We start from the raw sequence: 14,933 nt of genomic DNA, 5'->3' as shown, positions 1-14,933 counted from the left end.
GTAAGGTGCCACCGAAAACGACGGATGCGTCGGAGAACCGCGCTCGGCCCCGACACCCGTCGGGGACGGACTCTCCCCCGGCGACGTGGAGTCCCGGAGAAACGGTCCGCCCCTCGGCGACGCCTTACGCGGCGAGGGTGCCGGACCGAGCGCGCGGGCGAGTCACGACGACGCACCCATCACGGCCCGCCTCGCCGTCGCCGGCGACGACCGGGTCGGCATACCCGGCGGGAGTGAACGCGCCGCTCGTCGCGGGAGCGGCCGTCCGTGATGGTAGTGCGATGGTCATCGTGAGTCACCCTGTGTCGCCCGGAGTACCGGGCGTGCGATGTAATTCAACCTGTGAACGGTTGGGAAAGTAAAACTTGTGGTGGCATGAGTGAGACACTCACGCATGATTTATTCGTTGCGGGTATGGTCCTCTCCGCTTACATTACCGAAGCGAACCATCGAACGGAACTTCACGACGATCTTCCCTGCAGGATCGCTTCTGCAGGTCCGGCCGCGCGCTCGGCGCGATGCGGGTTCCGGGCTCGACGGGCGTCCGGCGGTTCGTCGGCCACGGGCGCGGACCCGGATCAGCTCTGCAGGTAGCGGAGGACGCCGCGCACGTCGCCCGCTATCGTCGGGCTTGACGCCCACCGCGACGGCAGGTTCGAGACGACGTCGTCGGGGTCGCCGTGCTCCTCTCGCAGCTCGTCGACCGCGTCGACGAACTCCGGGAGGATCGCCGCGTACTCGTTCAGGGCGTCGATCGCGTCCTCGCGGGCGCCGAAGTGGCCGTACAGCACGGCGTCGGGGTCGCGGTCGCGCAGGCGCTCGGCGGTGTCGACCGCGTCTTCCAGGTCGAAGTCGGGGCCGGGCGTGGTCGGGAACAGTTGCCCGCCCAGCCACGCGCCCGCGGCGTCGCCCGCGAACAGCGTCCCGTCGTCGCCGAGCAACGCGTGCTGGTGGGGCGCGTGTCCCGGCGCGTCGATCGCTTCGAGGCTGCGGTCGCCGAGGTCCACGACGTCGCCGTCCCCCAGCGTCTCGCACCGCTCCGGCGGAACCGGGTCGGGTTCGCCGTACGCCGCCGCGACCTCGCCGACGGCCCGCTTCGCGCTCTCGAACAGGGCGTCGAGCTTCTCGGGATCGATCAGGTACGGCACGCCTCGCTCGTGGACCAGCACGGTCGCGTTCGGGCAGGCGTCGGCGAGCGAGCCCGCCGCGCCGGCGTGGTCGAGGTGGACGTGCGTCGGGATCAGGTACGCGACGCTCTCGGGGTCGATGTCCAGTTCGTCGAGCGCGTCGAGAACGGGACCGGTGGCGGTGGCCGCGCCGGGGTCGACGACGGCGGGTCGCTCCGCGTCGACGACGTAGGCGGCCATCAGCCCCGGGGAGCCGAGGAGTTCGGTGTCGACGGTGTACACGTCGGTGCGCCCGTCGGTCGGTTCGACCATCGAGGTCGCCTTAGATGTAGTCCTCGTCCTTGAGGTTCTCGATGACGTCGTCGACGAACGCCTCGGGCGAGTCGTACGGGAAGTCGCCGCCGGGGAGCTTCGTGTTCAGTTCCATCGCCGTCATCGAGAAGTCGCCGGACTCGAACTTCGTCCCGGGGCCGTTGGGGAGCGCGGGGACGAGGTCCATCGGGCTGGAGATGGGGTAGTCTGCGCCTTCGAACGCGTCGATCATCTGCTGTCGGATCTCTTGTTCGTCTGCCATACGCTCCCCTTCGGGGGCATAAATATTAAATTTTGGTGTAGTTTTTCCGACTGATAATCCTACTCGATCCGCGTCAGCTCCCCGACGCTCGGCAGCTCGGCGTCGCTATCGGCGATCTGTGCCATGCGGTCGGTGTGGCGCTCCGCGGCGTACGTGACGAGTTCGTCCTCGCCGAGTCCGGCCGAGTCATCGTCGGCCGACGCACTGACGATAGACTGGGTGAGCGGGACGAGTTCGCCGACCGTCTCCCAGAGCCGTTCCACCGAGACGCTCCCGTCGCCGACGAGGCCTTTCAGCTTCGCCATCCCGAACCCCACGTGGCGCCCCTCGTCGCTCCGAATGTTCGAGAAGCCCTCCACGAGACCGGGGAGGGTCGGTAGCTCCGCCACGTCGCCGCCGAAGTTCGTCTGCACGCCGTAGTAGCCCGTCTGGGCCAGGATCCCCTCGATGGTGAGGTGGTAGTGGCAGTACGCGTCGGCCCGCGCCTCCGGCGAGTCGTCCGTCAGCAGGCGCGCCATCGCGCGCTCGTTGCGGTCGAACAGCTCCACGTAGGCGTCCGAGAACCACCGCGGGTCCGACGGGTCGCTCCGCTTGACGCCGAGTTCGTCCTCCGCGCGCCGGATCACCCGTCGCCAGTTCCGGTCGAAGAAGTCCGCGTGCTTGGCCTCCTCGTAGATCTGGCTCGCCACGAACGCCTGGTCGTTCGGGTCGTCGAGCGCGGCGGCCAGCGGCGCCAGGTCCTCGGTGACGGATTGCTCGCCGGCGCCGAACAGCGCGAGCGTCCGCCGGAGGTCGGTGAGGCCGCTTTCCGAGAGTTCGGTGACCCGCTCGCGGTCGGTCGAGAGGTCGATCTCGCCGGGGTCCCAATGTCGCTCGACGGCGTTCCGGTAGTACCGGTAGCTCCGGTCGTCCGGGTCCAGGGAGAGCTTCGGGGATCGCGCCATGCGTTACTCGTTACCACCTACCGAAATAAATCCCGATGCAACCCAGCGGCGGCCAGCGCTCGCGACGCGAGGTGCGCCGCCGCTGACCAGCACGCCGCAGCGCCTGAAACAGGCAATCCGGGGAAAGTTTTTACATCGCGCTTCCCATGGCAAGTGCCATGGACTACCACGACCCGGAGCGCGGGCGCGAAGTGGCCGAGCGGACGCGCGAGTTCGTGAACGAGGAAGTGATCCCGGTCGAGCGCGAGCTGCTGGGGAACGGTCCCGTCGACGAGTCGACGGTCGCCGACCTGCGGGAGAGGGCCCGCGAGTACGACGTGTACGGCCCGCAGATCCCCGAGGAGTACGGCGGCCTCGGGCTGGACTTCCGCGAGATGCTCCCCATCTTCGAGGCGGCCGGCCGCAGCCTGCTCGGCGCGACGGCGCTGCGCTGCGACGCCCCAGACGAGGGCAACATGCACACGCTGGAACTCGTCGGCACGGAGGAGCAGAAGGAGCGATGGCTCCGCCCGCTCGCCGAGGGCGAGATCCGGTCGGGCTTCTCGATGACCGAGCCGATGCAGGGCGGCGGCTCGGACCCGAAGATGATCCGGACGACCGCCGAGAGAGACGGCGACGAGTGGGTCATCGACGGTCACAAGTGGTGGACGACGCAGGGCACCGAAGCCGACGTGCTCATCGTGATGGCCCGTACGGACGAGGACGCCCACCCATACGAGGGCTGTTCGATGATCCTCGTCCCCGCCGACGCGGACGGCGTGAACGTCGTGCGCGACATCCCGCACGTCGGCGGCGAGGTGACGGGGACGGGCCACGCCGAGATCAAGTACGAGGGCGTCCGGGTGCCCGAGGAGAACCTGCTCGGTGCGGAGAACGCCGGGTTCGCCATCGCCCAGCAGCGGCTGGGCCCCGCCCGGCTCACCCACTGCATGCGCTTCTCGGGCATGGCCGAGCGGGCCCTCGACGTCGCGAAGGCGTACGCGAGCGAACGGCAGGCGTTCGACGGCCCCATCGCGGAGAAGCAGGCGATCCGCCACCGCGTCGCCGACGTGGAGATGGAACTGCACGCCGCCCGGTCGATGGTGCGCCACGCCGCCCGCTCCATCGCCGAGGGCGAGGAGGCCCGCGTCCCGGTCGCCATGTCGAAGGTGTTCACCGCCAACACCGTCCAGCACGCCATCGACGAGTCGATCCAGCTCTGCGGCGGCAACGGCATCGGGAAGGACCTCCCGCTGGCCGACTTCTACGAGAACGTCCGCGCGTTCCGCATCATCGACGGGGCCGACGAGGTCCACCGCCGGGTGATCGCGCGGGACGCTTTCGCCGACGTCGACGAGTCCGCCATCGAGGGCGTCACGCGCTACGACGGGTAGGCCCGAGCGCCCCGAGGAGAGGCGCCGCCGGATTTTTTCGGATTGCGCGCCTACGAGCGCGCATGAACCAACGGGTCGACGCGGTCGCTCGCGCGCTCGCGGACGCCGACGTCGCCGTCGCGCTGACCGGTGCGGGGGTCAGCACCGCCTCCGGCCTCCCCGACTTCCGCGGGGACGACGACCTCTGGGAGCGCTACGACGCGGACGACTTCCACGTCCGGCGCTTCCTCGCGGAGCCCGGACCGTTCTGGGAGGACTGGCTCGACCTGCACGCCGAGATCCGGGGCGACGTGGCGCCGAACGCCGCCCACGAGGCGCTCGCGGACCTGGAGGCGGCCGGCCACCTCGACGCCGTCGTGACGCAGAACGTCGACGGCCTCCACGGCGACGCGGGGTCGGAGCGGGTGATCGAACTCCACGGCAGCGGCGACCGGACGGTCTGTCGGGACTGCGGCGCGACACAGGACACGGACGCCGTCGTCGAGCGCGTCGCCGACGCCGCCGAGCGGCGCTCATCGGACTCTGACTCGTCCCGCGCGGACGGCGAGACGCCGCCGCGCTGTGACTGCGGCGGCCTCCTGAAGCCCGACACCGTCCTCTTCGGCGAGCGGCTCCCGGAGGCGGCGCACGCGGAGGCGCGGATGCTCGTCGGGAAGGCTGACGCGGTGCTCGTCGCGGGCACGTCGCTCACTGTCGAGCCCGCGGCGAGCCTGCCGCGGCGGGTGGACGACGGCGCGACGCTCGCCGTCGTCAATCACGACCCCACATCGGTCGAGGACCGGGCGGACCACGTCTTCCGCGGGGACGTCACCGAGGTGCTGCCGACGATCCGGGACGCGGTCTGACGCGAGGCGGGGGACGCATAGAGCGCGGTCCGTGCGTCGTCGCCTCGCCGTTGCGCCGCTACTCCAGCGCCGCCGCCAGCTTCTCGACCGGGTGGGCCGGCGCCTCGCCGCCGTCGCGGTCCTTCAACTGCGTCCGGCAGGACGCGCCGGGGGCGACGACTTCCTCGCCGTCGCTGTCCTCGACCTGGTCGAACAGGATGGAACCGATCGCCTGGCTCATCGAGTAGTGCTCGGCCTCGTAGCCGAACGAGCCGGCCATCCCGCAGCAGGTGGAGTCGAGCGGGTCCACGTCGTAGCCCGCGCGCCGGAGGACGCCGACGGCGTGGTGGTCCTTCTTCGTCGCCTTCTGGTGGCAGTGGCCGTGGTAGGTGAGGGCGCCGCCGGCGTCGGCGTCGAGCGCGTCGTCGAGGCGGAACGCGTCGAGGTACTCGCAGACGCCGTGGGCGTTCGCGGCGACCGCCTCGACGGGCGACCGCGGTGCGTCACCGCTCGCGCTCACTGAGGCGCTCTGCCTCCCGCTGCCCGAGAGCAGATCGAGGTAGTCCGACTGGAGCATGACGGCGTCCGAGGGCTCGACGACGACCACGTCCCACCCGTCCGCGACGCGGGGCGCGAGTTCGTCGACGGCGTCGCGCGCGGCCTCGCGCGCGGCGTCGAGGAAGCCCTTCGAGTGGGCCGGCCGCCCGCTGTCGGTGGTCTCCGCCAGATCGACGTGCACGCCGGCGGCTTCGAGCACGCGGACGGCCGCCTTCCCGCGCTCGGGGTAGCTGTAGTTGGTGAACGTGTCCGGCAGGAGGACGGCCGTGCGCTCCGCCTCGGACTCGGGCACCGCCGCCCCGCCGCGTTCGTCGAACCAGTCCCGCAGCGTCTCCCGGCGGAACGTCGGGAGCGAGCGCTCGCGGGCGATGCCGACCGCCTTCTCCATGGCGAAGCGCGCGCCGGGCACCTTCGTGAGCCAGTTCGACACCGGCGCGGTCGCGCTGCCGAGCGCCGAGAGCGCGTCGACGTTCGCGAACGCCCGCTCGCGGAGGCCGGCCCCGTCGCGCTGGTGCTTCTGGTGGGTCACCTCGACTTTCAGCTTCGCCATGTCCACCTCGCTCGGACAGTCCTTCGCGCAGCCCTTGCAGCCGATACAGAGGTCGAGCACCTCGTCGAGGAACTCGTCGGAGAGCTGTTCCGCGGCGTCCGCCTCGTCGTCCTCCTCGGCCGCGAACCTCTCGTTCCGGTCCGACGCGGCGGCGTCGGCCCCGTCGAGGTCGCCGCTCATCGCCTGCCGGAGCGCGTTCGCCCGGCCGCGGGTGCTCAGGATCTCCTCGTCCTCGGCGCGGTAGGTGGGGCACATCACGCCGCCGGTGGTGTCCTGGAACCCGCGACAGCCGCCGCAGCCGTGACAGAGTTCGGTCATCCCCTGGAAACCGTTGTCGTTCTCCCAGTTCAGGTCGGGGTCGAAGCCGGCGTCGAACTCGTAGTCGCCGCCGTAGCGGAGGTGCTCCGTCATGTCGTGGTCGCCGCAGACGTTGCCCGGGTTGAGGAGCCAGTCGGGGTCGAACGCCGACTTCAGGTCGCGGAACGTCTGCCAGAGCGCCTCGCCGTACAGCTTGCGGTTCCACTGGGTGCGGGCGCGGCCGTCGCCGTGCTCGCCGGAGACGCTCCCGCCGTACTCGACGATGAGGTCGGTCACGTCGTCGGCGATGGACTCCATCGTCTCCGCGCCGAGGTCGGTCTTCGTGTTGATGAGCGGCCGGATGTGGAGCACGCCGGGACCGGCGTGGGCGTAGAAGCTGGCGAAGGTGTCGTGGTCCGCCAGTATCTCCTGGAAGTCGGCGACGTACTCCGGCAGGTGTTCCGGCGGCACCGCGCAGTCCTCGATGAAGCTGATGTGCTTCTCGTCGGAGGTCCGCGATAGCAGGATCGGCAGGCCGGACTTGCGGAGCTTCCAGAACCTCGCGCGGTCGGGTTCGTCGTGCGCTTCGAGCGCGTCGACGGCGTAGGGGTCGGCGTCCGTGACGGCCGCGTCGTCGGGGACGGGGGCGCTCGCCTCCGCACCCGGCACGCGGTCCGCCAGCAGACCGGCCACCTTCTCGCGCCCCTCGGCCTCGTCCTCGGCGTAGAACTCCACCAGCAGGACGGCGTTCGTCCCCTCGGGGAGCATCGTCACGACGTCCTCGAACTCCGCCGTGTCCCGCGCCAGATCGATCAGCACGTCGTCGACGAGTTCGACCGCCGCGGGGCCGTGTTCGAGGATGGGCGCGACGTCCTCCATCGCGTCGACGACGCTCCCGTAGGAGAGCAGCGCGAGGCTCTTCGTCTCGGGGATCGGTTCGAGGCTCACCTCGACCTCGGTGACGACCGCCAGCGTCCCCTCGCTCCCGGCGAGCAGTTTCGCGACGTTGACGACGCCCTCCTCCGACTGGTCGGCGAGCACGTTCAGGTTGTACCCCGAGACGTTGCGCTTGAGTTCGGGGTAGCGCGCGTCGATCTCGTCGGCCTCCTCGTCGATGATCCGCAGGACCTCGGCGTAGATCCGCGATTCGAGGTCCCCCTCGCCGGCGAGTTCGCGGGCCCGCTCGACGGTCACCTCGCCGAACCGGGTGACGGTCCCGTCGGCGAGCACGACCTCGGCGGACTCGACGTAGGCGTCGGTCTTGCCGTACTGCAGCGAGTGCGCGCCCGTCGAGTTGTTGCCGACGGCCCCGCCGATGGCGCTCTTGTCGCCCCACGCGGGGTCGGGCGCGAACTTCAGGCCGTGGGGCTCCAGCCGCGCGTTGAGGTCCCCGAGGACCGCGCCGGGCTGGACCCGGGCGTGGCGGGCCTCCGGGTCCGTCTCGATCACGGCGTCCATGTGTTTCGTGAAGTCGAGGACGACCGCCTCGTTGACTGTCTGCCCGGCGAGGCTGGTACCGCCGCCCCGCGGAAGGACCGGGATCTCCCGCATGGCGCAGTACTCGACGACGGCCGACACGTCGGCGGTCGACACCGGGAAGACGACGCCGATCGGCGTCATCTCGTAGGCGCTGGCGTCCGTCGCGTACAGCTGTCGGCTGTACTCGTCGAACCGGACCTCGCCGTCGACGACTTTCTCCAGGTCGTCGACGAGCCCCGGGCGGTCGACCTCGCCGCCCTGATAGTCGTAGTCGGCGCGGCCGTCGCGGCGGGGGTCCGGCCCCGACGCGTCGAGGTCGCCGTGACTCGCCGTCACGCCGCCACACCTCCAGAACTCGTCGCAGGCGTCCCGAACGGTTGCATGACAACGTGTAGCGTCCCCCGGAACGTTAGCGTTCGGATCGCGGCGCGGGCTACCGGGCGCCGGAGCGCGAAGACCGCGTCACCGACCGCCGAACGACGGCCGAACGCCGACCCGCCCGGCGACCACCGCGGCCCCGTAGACGCCGATGGCGGCCAGCACGATGGTGCCGCCCGCGGCCGTCCCGTAGCCGTACGAGACGGTGACGCCGAGTAGGACGGCTATCTCGGCCGCGACGACCGAGAGGACGAGCGACCCCTTGAACGTCCGCGCGACCTGCGCGGCGGCCGCGACGGGCACCACGAGCATCGCGGCGACGAGGATGATCCCCATGATCTGCATCGCCGCGACGACGACGACCGCCGTCAGCGCGACGAGCAGGCGGTTGTACAGCGTCACGTCGATACCCCCGACCCGGGCCGCCGTCTCGTCGAACGTGACGTAGGTGAGCTGTCTGTACGTCACCCCGACGACCGCCGTGACGAGCACGGTCAGCGCGACCAGGAGGCGGACGTTCTCCTCAGTGACGGTGGCGAGGCTGCCGAACAGGTACTGCTTGATCCCGACGGAGATCCCGCCGCCGAGGCTGACGACGACGCTTCCCAGCGCGAACCCGCCCGAGAGGACGATCGCCATCGACACGTCGCCGTAGGCGTCCGTGCGTTCGGCGATCGCCTCGATCAGCAGCGCCGAGAGCACGGCGACCACCAGCGCGGACAGCTCCGGGGAGACGGGGACCGCGAACGCCGAGCCGACGAACAGCCCGATCGCGACGCCGGCGAACGCGGTGTGGGCGAGCGTCTCGCCGATCATCGCCATCTCGCGGTGGACGAGGAAGGTGCCGACCAGCGGCGCGACGACCCCGACGCAGATCCCTGCCAGGAACGCCCGCTGCATGAACCGGAAGCCGAGCATCTCGACGAGGTCAATCATGGTCGTGCTGGAGGAGCCGCTGATTCGCGCCGTACGCACGCGACAGGGCGTCGCTCTCGACGAACCCCTCCGGGTCACCGTGGTACCGCAGCGAGCAGTTGATGCAGGCGACGCTCGTCGCGTGGCCGGTCACCACGCCGATGTCGTGCTCGACGAGGACGATCGTCAGCCCCTCGTCGTTCAGCCCCGCGAGCAGGTCGTAGAACGCCGAGCGCGACTCGGCGTCGACGCCGACGGCCGGCTCGTCGAGCACGAGCAGGTCCGCCTCGCCGGCGAGCGCCCGGGCGATGAACGCCCGCTGTCGTTGACCGCCGGAGAGGTCGGCGATCGGCCGGTCCGCGAGGTCGTCGACGCCGACGGTCGCCATCGCGCGCCGCACCGCCTCGCGGTCGGCGTCCGAGAGGCGACCGACCCCGACGCGCGGGTAGCGACCCATCGTGACGACCTCCCGGACCGTCACCGGCATCCGGGCGGGCGTCCCGCCGACGTTCTGGGCGACGTAGCCGACGCGCTCGCCGTCGCCGAACTCGTGGGCGGGTTCGCCGAACAGGCGGACCGATCCGCTGTCGGGTCGACGCAGGCCGAGCACGAGCGACAGGAGCGTGCTCTTGCCGGAGCCGTTCGGCCCGACCAGCCCGAGGAACTCCCCCGACTCGACGGACAGCGACACGTCCTCCACGACGGGGCGGTCGCCGTAGCCGAACGTGGCGTCCTCGACGTCGACGACCGCCGTCATTCGGCCCCCAGCGCCGTTGCCAGCGACGGCAGGTTCAGGTTCTCCTGCACCTCGACGTAACCCCAGCCGTCCGCCGCCCAGTCCTCGCGCTGCCCCGGCAACGCCGTGACGGGAAGCACCTCGGTCGCGTCGGTCTCCTCGACGAGCTGCTCCGCCGCGCGGTCGGACTCGAACACCGGGGCGAGCACGTGCTCGATCCCGTGGGCGTCCACCACCTCCTGCGCCTCGCGGACGTCGCGCTGCGAGGGCGAGTCGTCCGGCGAGAGACCGGTCAGCGCGTGCACCTCGAACCCGTACCGCCGCGCGAGGTACCCGAACGAGTCGTGGCCCGCGACGAGCACGGCGTCGCGCGATGTCGACGACAGCGTCGACTCGAACCGCTCGTCGAGCGCCGCGAGTTCCTCCCGGTACGCTTCGGCGTTCTCGGCGTACGTCTCCTCGTTGTCCGGGTCGACGGCCGCCATTCCCTCGGCGATGGTCTCGACCGCCGTGGCCGCTCGGGTCGGATCGAGCCAGAAGTGCGGATCGGCGTCGCCGTGGTCGTGGTCGTCCTCGCTCTCGTCGTGTGCGTCTTCGTGGCCTCCCTCGCTCTCGTTGTGGTCCTCCTCGTGGCCGTCTTCGTGGTCAGTATCCCCCTCGTGGTCCCCGTCGACCGGCAGGAGGTCGACGTTCTCCCACGCCGCGATCGGCTCGACGTCGGCGTCGTCGGACTGCACGTTCGCGACGATGTCGTCGGCCCACGGCTGGAACCCCTCGCCCACGTAGACGAAGGCGTCAGCCGTCAGCACGTCGCGCTGGAGCTGCCCCGACGGCTCCCACCCGTGGCCGTGCTGGCCGACCGGCACCAGCGTGTTCGCGTCCGCCGCGTCGCCGGCGACCCTGTCCGCGAAGTCCCCCAGCACGAAGAAGGAGGACTGGACCGCCGTTCCGTCGCTCTCGCTTCCACCCGAGACGGCGCCGAGACAGCCGGCGACGCCAGCCGCGAGGGTTCCGACGCCCGCTCTCAGCGCGTCGCGTCGCGTTAGCTCGTTCGTCATGGTATTAAGACTGGGGTAGAAGTTAATAAATACTGCTATCGAATTGCTATCCGATATTAAACAGCCGTCGCGAGCGCTACCCGGTAGTCTCGGCGTGACGAGCGCGAAAAACCGACGGTACCGACGCTCAGGACTCGATCTTCTCGACTATCTCCTCTGCCTGCTCGCGGGCCTTGTCCTCGCCGGCCTGTTTCTTGATCAGGACGCTCTGGACCTCCCAGTCGTCGCTGCCCTGCCGTTTCCCGGTGCGGACCTCGCTCCCCTCCGAGACGGAGTCGGACGCCTCCTCCGCCCAGTCCGGGGTGCGGATCGTGTCGAAGTCGTCCGGGTCGCGGTACCGGACGTGGTAGTAGTCGTCGCCCTCCTCGACCGTATCGATGCTCGGGGTGTCGGCCATGGGTCGTCCTCCCACGTGAAGCGGCAAAAGGGTCGCAGTCAGTCGCTCGACCGGTCCGAAACCGGACGATTGTGCGGGGTCAGGCGGGCGCGACGCGGTCGCCCTCGCGCTCGCGGACCGCGCCGACGATGGCGTACACGAACGGCGTGTCGACGACGGCGATGGCGAGTTTCAGCAGGTACTGGCCGACCATCAACTGGGCGATGACCGCGAGCGGCAGCGCCTGGCCGACGCCGAGGACGGTCGGCGCGACGAGGAACGCCACGGCGACGAAGATGACCGTGTCGATCGCCTGACTCGACGCCGTGGACGCGACGTTGCGGAGCCACAGCGCGTCGCCGTCGGTGTAGTCGCGGATGCGGTGGAAGACGACCACGTCCCAGTTCTGCGAGACGACGTACGCGAGCAGGCTCCCGAGGACGACGTTCGTGCTCGCGCCGAGCGCCGTCTCGAACACGTCGGGGTCGACGCCCGAGGCGGCGGCCGGCGCGGCGATGGTCGACCACACCAGCGCCAGCACAACGAAGTTCATCGCGAAGGCAACGTTGACCACGATCTGCGCGGCCCGTCGCCCGTACAGTTCGGCGTAGCAGTCGCTCGCGAGGAAGGTCACCGCGTAGGCGAGGGCGGCGCCCGGCAGGACGAGCGTCGCGCCGGTCACCGGCAGCGAGAGGGGGATCTGAAACGCGAGGATCTTCGTGGCCGTCAACTGCGCCGTCACCAGCGCCGTGACGAACAGGGCGATCAACGTCACCTGTCCGACCGTCGGCGTTCCGGGGTGCGTGTCGCTCATAGCGTCGGGGACTCGCGACTCCCCCTTCAGTCTCCCGGATCCGCCGTACGGCGGCTCGGCGGGCGCGCGAACGGCCTCAACTGGTCGCCATCGCCGGCACCTCGACGCGGTCCAGCACGTCGGCGACGACGGCGCCCTTCTCGACGCCGTTGACCGACGCCTCGGTCGTGAGGACGAGGCGGTGGTCGAGCACGGGGTGGGCGACCCGCTTCACGTCGTCCGGCGCGACGTACTCCCGGCCCGAGAGGACGGCGTGGGCGCGGGCCGCCTCGAACAGGCGCTGGACGCCGCGCGGGGAGACGCCCACCTCGACGCGCGGGTCGGTGCGGGTCTCGCGGCAGAGGTCGACGACGTACCCCCGCACCTTGTCCTCGACGGTCACCGTCTCGGGCACCGCCTGCAGGTCCGTCACGTCCGCGTCATCGATCACCCGCGTCACGGAGGGGGCCTGCTCGTGGCGGTTCGCGCGGCGCTTGAGGAGTTGGAGTTCGCCGCCGCGGCCGGGGTAGCCCATCGCCGTCTTCACGACGAAGCGGTCGCGCTGGGCCTCGGGCAGTTCGAACGTCCCCTCCTGCTCGACGGGGTTCTGGGTCGCGATGACGAAGAAGGGGTCGGGGAGGTCGTGGGTGTCGCCGTCGACGGTCACCTGCCCCTCTTCCATCGCTTCCAGCAGGGCGGCCTGGGTCTTCGGCGGCGCGCGGTTGATCTCGTCGGCCAGCACGACGTTCGCGAACACCGGCCCCTCGTTGAACTCGAAGGATCCGTCGGTCTCGTCGTACACGTGCGTGCCGGTGATGTCGCTCGGCAGGAGGTCCGGCGTGAACTGGATGCGGTTGAAGGAGAGGCCGAGCGCCTCCGACATCGAGCGGGCGGTGAGGGTCTTGCCCGTCCCGGGCACGTCCTCGAGCAGGACGTGGCCGCGGGCGAGCACGCCGAGGAGGACGGTGCGGAGGAACTCTCTGTCGGCGATGACGGCGTCGTGGACCGCGTCGAGGACGGCGGCGCACTCCGACGCGGCCTCGTCGACGGTGAGTTGCGGGGCGTCGCTCATCACCTCCCCATAGCGGCGGCCCCTACGTATGTGTTCGGCTTGACCTATCGGGCGACGGCCGACGACCGACGAGCCACAGCCTACGATCGACGAGCGACGGCCGGAGGGCTAGCCGACCGCAGACGCCGACGAGCACGGTCACTCGGCGGGGTCGCCGCCGGGCCGCGGCGGCTCGTCCGCGGTGCGGCGCTCACCACCCGCGAACTCGCGGGTGAGCGACGGCGCGCCGACGGCGGCGATGCCCGCGGCGGCGAGGCCGAACGCGACGACGCCCGCGACGCCGACCGGGCTGGCGACCAGTTCCTCCAGCGCGGCGCCGTCGCCGACCGCGTGGGCGACGACGAGCCCCGCCGACCCGTTGAACACGCCGTGGAGCAGCGCCGCGGCGAGCACCGACTCCGCCTGGAGGACGAGGTAGGTGTACAGCGGCGAGAACGCGACGCAGGCGACCGTCATGGCGGCGACGCCGACCACCGGGAACGAGGGGTAGTTGTAGCCGTCCAGGATTATCGGCGCGTGCCAGAGCCCCCAGACGACGCCGATGACGGTCGACGCCTTCCAGAACCCCAGCGGCGCGAGTTCCCACAGCAGGTAGCCGCGCCACCCGAACTCCTCGCCGAAAGCGAAGACGGCGTTGACGGTCGCGCCCAGCGCAAGTGCGATCCCGAACGTCGCCGCGACGCCGAGCGGCCCCGACGGGAGCGCGACGCCCGGCAGCGGATCGACGCTCGGGTCGAACGCCACGCCGGGCACCGCGACTGCGACCGCGAGGGCGATCGCGACCAGCGGGAGCGCGACCAGCGCCGCGACGGCGAGCCAGCGCGCCCGGCCGACTCGCAGGCCGACGGTCGACAGCGGGACGCCCCGGACGAGACAGACGACCAGCCCGGCGACCATCGGCGTGAACATGTACAGCGCCGCGAGCGTCACCATGCGCACGTCCGCGAGCAGCGAGAATGCGACGAACCCGGCCGCGAGGCTGACCAGGACGCCGAAGAACAGCCCGAGGCGTCCGCGGTCGGGGTCAGCCATCGCTCATCACCGATCGCGGGGGTCGGATCGGACGCGACATGTTCCGGCGTTCTCGTTCTCTAATATAAATAGTTCCGCCGCGTCGTCCCCCTCGCTCCGACCCCGCGCATTTGCGCGTCGCCGTCGTAGTCCGGTGGACATGGCTGAAAGCGACTCGGAACGGGCATCGGACGCCGCAGACGAGGCGGACCTCGGCATCTCCGACGACCGGACCGCGTTCGCGGGGCTGACCGGGGAGTTCTACCGCGGCGAGGTCGACCGGACGGCGTCCTGGCGCGCTCGACTGGACCAGACGACGAACTGGGCCGTGGTAGTCGTCGCGGCGATACTGACGTGGGCCTTCTCCAGCCCGGACAACCCTCACTACGTGATGATCATCGGGATGTTCGGCGTCACCGCGTTCCTGATCATGGAGGCGACCCGTTACCGCGAGTACGACGTCTGGCGGAACCGGGTCCGCATCCTGCAGAAGGACCTGTACGCCGAGATGTACTCGCCGGACCAGACGGTGCTCAGCACGAGCGACCGGGACTGGCGGGAACAGCTCAGCGAAGAGCTCGGCGAACCCACGTTCAACATCTCCTTCCGCGAGGCGCTCACACACCGGCTCCGGCGGTCGTACCTCCCGCTGCTGCTGATCCTGCTCGCCGCGTGGGTCGCCCGGGTCACGGTCTTCGAACCGTCCGAGTCGTGGCAACAGACGGCGTCGATGGTCGTCGTTCCGGGGGAGGTCGTCGTCGCGGTCGTGGGAGTGTTCTACGCGGTCGTCATCCTCGTCACGGCGTGGTCGGCCCGCGGGAAGCGAGTGCGCGAGTTCCAGGAGTGAGCCGACCGCGGTCGGTGCCGG

14 protein-coding genes are annotated in these 14,933 nt (G+C 70.6%); 3 read left to right on the top strand and 11 right to left on the bottom strand.

The window, feature by feature from the left end:
- Positions 1–578: 578 nt before the first annotated feature.
- The 3 genes from D8670_RS13020 to D8670_RS13010 are packed head-to-tail and all read right to left on the bottom strand — an operon-like array spanning position 579 to position 2,645.
- Positions 579–1,439 carry an MBL fold metallo-hydrolase gene (locus tag D8670_RS13020; protein WP_121818511.1) on the bottom strand — a complete coding sequence of 287 codons (861 nt, stop codon included), beginning with the start codon at positions 1,437–1,439 and terminating at the stop codon, positions 579–581.
- Between the two features lie 10 nt (positions 1,440–1,449).
- Positions 1,450–1,701 (bottom strand): MTH865 family protein, encoded by a 252-nt coding sequence (locus D8670_RS13015; protein WP_121818510.1) that lies wholly within the window; start codon positions 1,699–1,701, stop codon positions 1,450–1,452.
- Positions 1,702–1,760: 59 nt separating this feature from the next.
- Positions 1,761–2,645, bottom strand: a complete 885-nt coding sequence (locus D8670_RS13010; protein WP_121818509.1) for a ribonucleotide-diphosphate reductase subunit beta — start codon at positions 2,643–2,645, stop codon at positions 1,761–1,763.
- 158 nt (positions 2,646–2,803) lie between these two features.
- Between D8670_RS13010 and D8670_RS13005 the strand changes: the two genes are divergently transcribed.
- The gene (locus D8670_RS13005; protein WP_121818508.1) at positions 2,804–4,018 is read left to right on the top strand and encodes an acyl-CoA dehydrogenase family protein; all 1,215 of its coding nucleotides are present in this window, start codon (positions 2,804–2,806) and stop codon (positions 4,016–4,018) included.
- A 62-nt stretch (positions 4,019–4,080) separates the two neighbouring features.
- A complete protein-coding gene (locus tag D8670_RS13000; RefSeq protein ID WP_121818507.1) occupies positions 4,081–4,863 on the top strand; it encodes an SIR2 family NAD-dependent protein deacylase in 783 nt (260 codons plus the stop codon).
- A gap of 58 nt (positions 4,864–4,921) precedes the next feature.
- Here the strand turns inward: D8670_RS13000 and D8670_RS12995 are convergent, their stop codons facing one another.
- The 8 genes from D8670_RS12995 to D8670_RS12960 all read right to left on the bottom strand — a co-directional run bounded on the left by D8670_RS12995 (position 4,922) and on the right by D8670_RS12960 (position 14,086).
- The gene (locus D8670_RS12995; RefSeq protein WP_121818506.1) at positions 4,922–8,062 is read right to left on the bottom strand and encodes an FAD-binding and (Fe-S)-binding domain-containing protein; all 3,141 of its coding nucleotides are present in this window, start codon (positions 8,060–8,062) and stop codon (positions 4,922–4,924) included.
- A gap of 126 nt (positions 8,063–8,188) precedes the next feature.
- A complete protein-coding gene (locus D8670_RS12990) occupies positions 8,189–9,040 on the bottom strand; it encodes a metal ABC transporter permease (protein WP_121818505.1) in 852 nt (283 codons plus the stop codon).
- Entirely contained in the window at positions 9,033–9,776 is a 744-nt protein-coding gene (locus tag D8670_RS12985) for a metal ABC transporter ATP-binding protein (RefSeq protein ID WP_121818504.1), read from the bottom strand. The genes D8670_RS12990 and D8670_RS12985 overlap by 8 nt, the downstream gene beginning before the upstream one ends.
- The gene (locus D8670_RS12980) at positions 9,773–10,813 is read right to left on the bottom strand and encodes a metal ABC transporter substrate-binding protein (protein WP_121818503.1); all 1,041 of its coding nucleotides are present in this window, start codon (positions 10,811–10,813) and stop codon (positions 9,773–9,775) included. Before D8670_RS12980 ends, D8670_RS12985 begins: the two co-directional genes overlap by 4 nt.
- Before the next feature lie 127 nt (positions 10,814–10,940).
- Positions 10,941–11,210: a hypothetical protein gene (locus tag D8670_RS12975; protein WP_121818502.1), complete on the bottom strand. Its 270-nt coding sequence runs from the start codon at positions 11,208–11,210 to the stop codon at positions 10,941–10,943.
- 79 nt (positions 11,211–11,289) lie between these two features.
- The gene (locus D8670_RS12970; protein ID WP_121818501.1) at positions 11,290–12,003 is read right to left on the bottom strand and encodes a queuosine precursor transporter; all 714 of its coding nucleotides are present in this window, start codon (positions 12,001–12,003) and stop codon (positions 11,290–11,292) included.
- 76 nt (positions 12,004–12,079) lie between these two features.
- Entirely contained in the window at positions 12,080–13,054 is a 975-nt protein-coding gene (locus D8670_RS12965; protein WP_121818500.1) for an AAA family ATPase, read from the bottom strand.
- Positions 13,055–13,192: 138 nt separating this feature from the next.
- Positions 13,193–14,086: a CPBP family intramembrane glutamic endopeptidase gene (locus D8670_RS12960; protein ID WP_121818499.1), complete on the bottom strand. Its 894-nt coding sequence runs from the start codon at positions 14,084–14,086 to the stop codon at positions 13,193–13,195.
- A 139-nt stretch (positions 14,087–14,225) separates the two neighbouring features.
- Here D8670_RS12960 and D8670_RS12955 point away from each other — a divergent pair, with 139 nt between their 5' ends.
- A complete protein-coding gene (locus D8670_RS12955) occupies positions 14,226–14,912 on the top strand; it encodes a DUF2270 domain-containing protein (RefSeq protein WP_121818498.1) in 687 nt (228 codons plus the stop codon).
- Positions 14,913–14,933 lie beyond the last annotated feature (21 nt).

Source organism: Halostella limicola (assembly GCF_003675875.1).
Taxonomy (GTDB): Archaea; Halobacteriota; Halobacteria; order Halobacteriales; family Natronoarchaeaceae; genus Halostella; species Halostella limicola.
The sequence above is the reverse complement of the archived record's forward strand: the minus strand, read 5'-3'. Positions and strand labels throughout refer to the sequence as shown.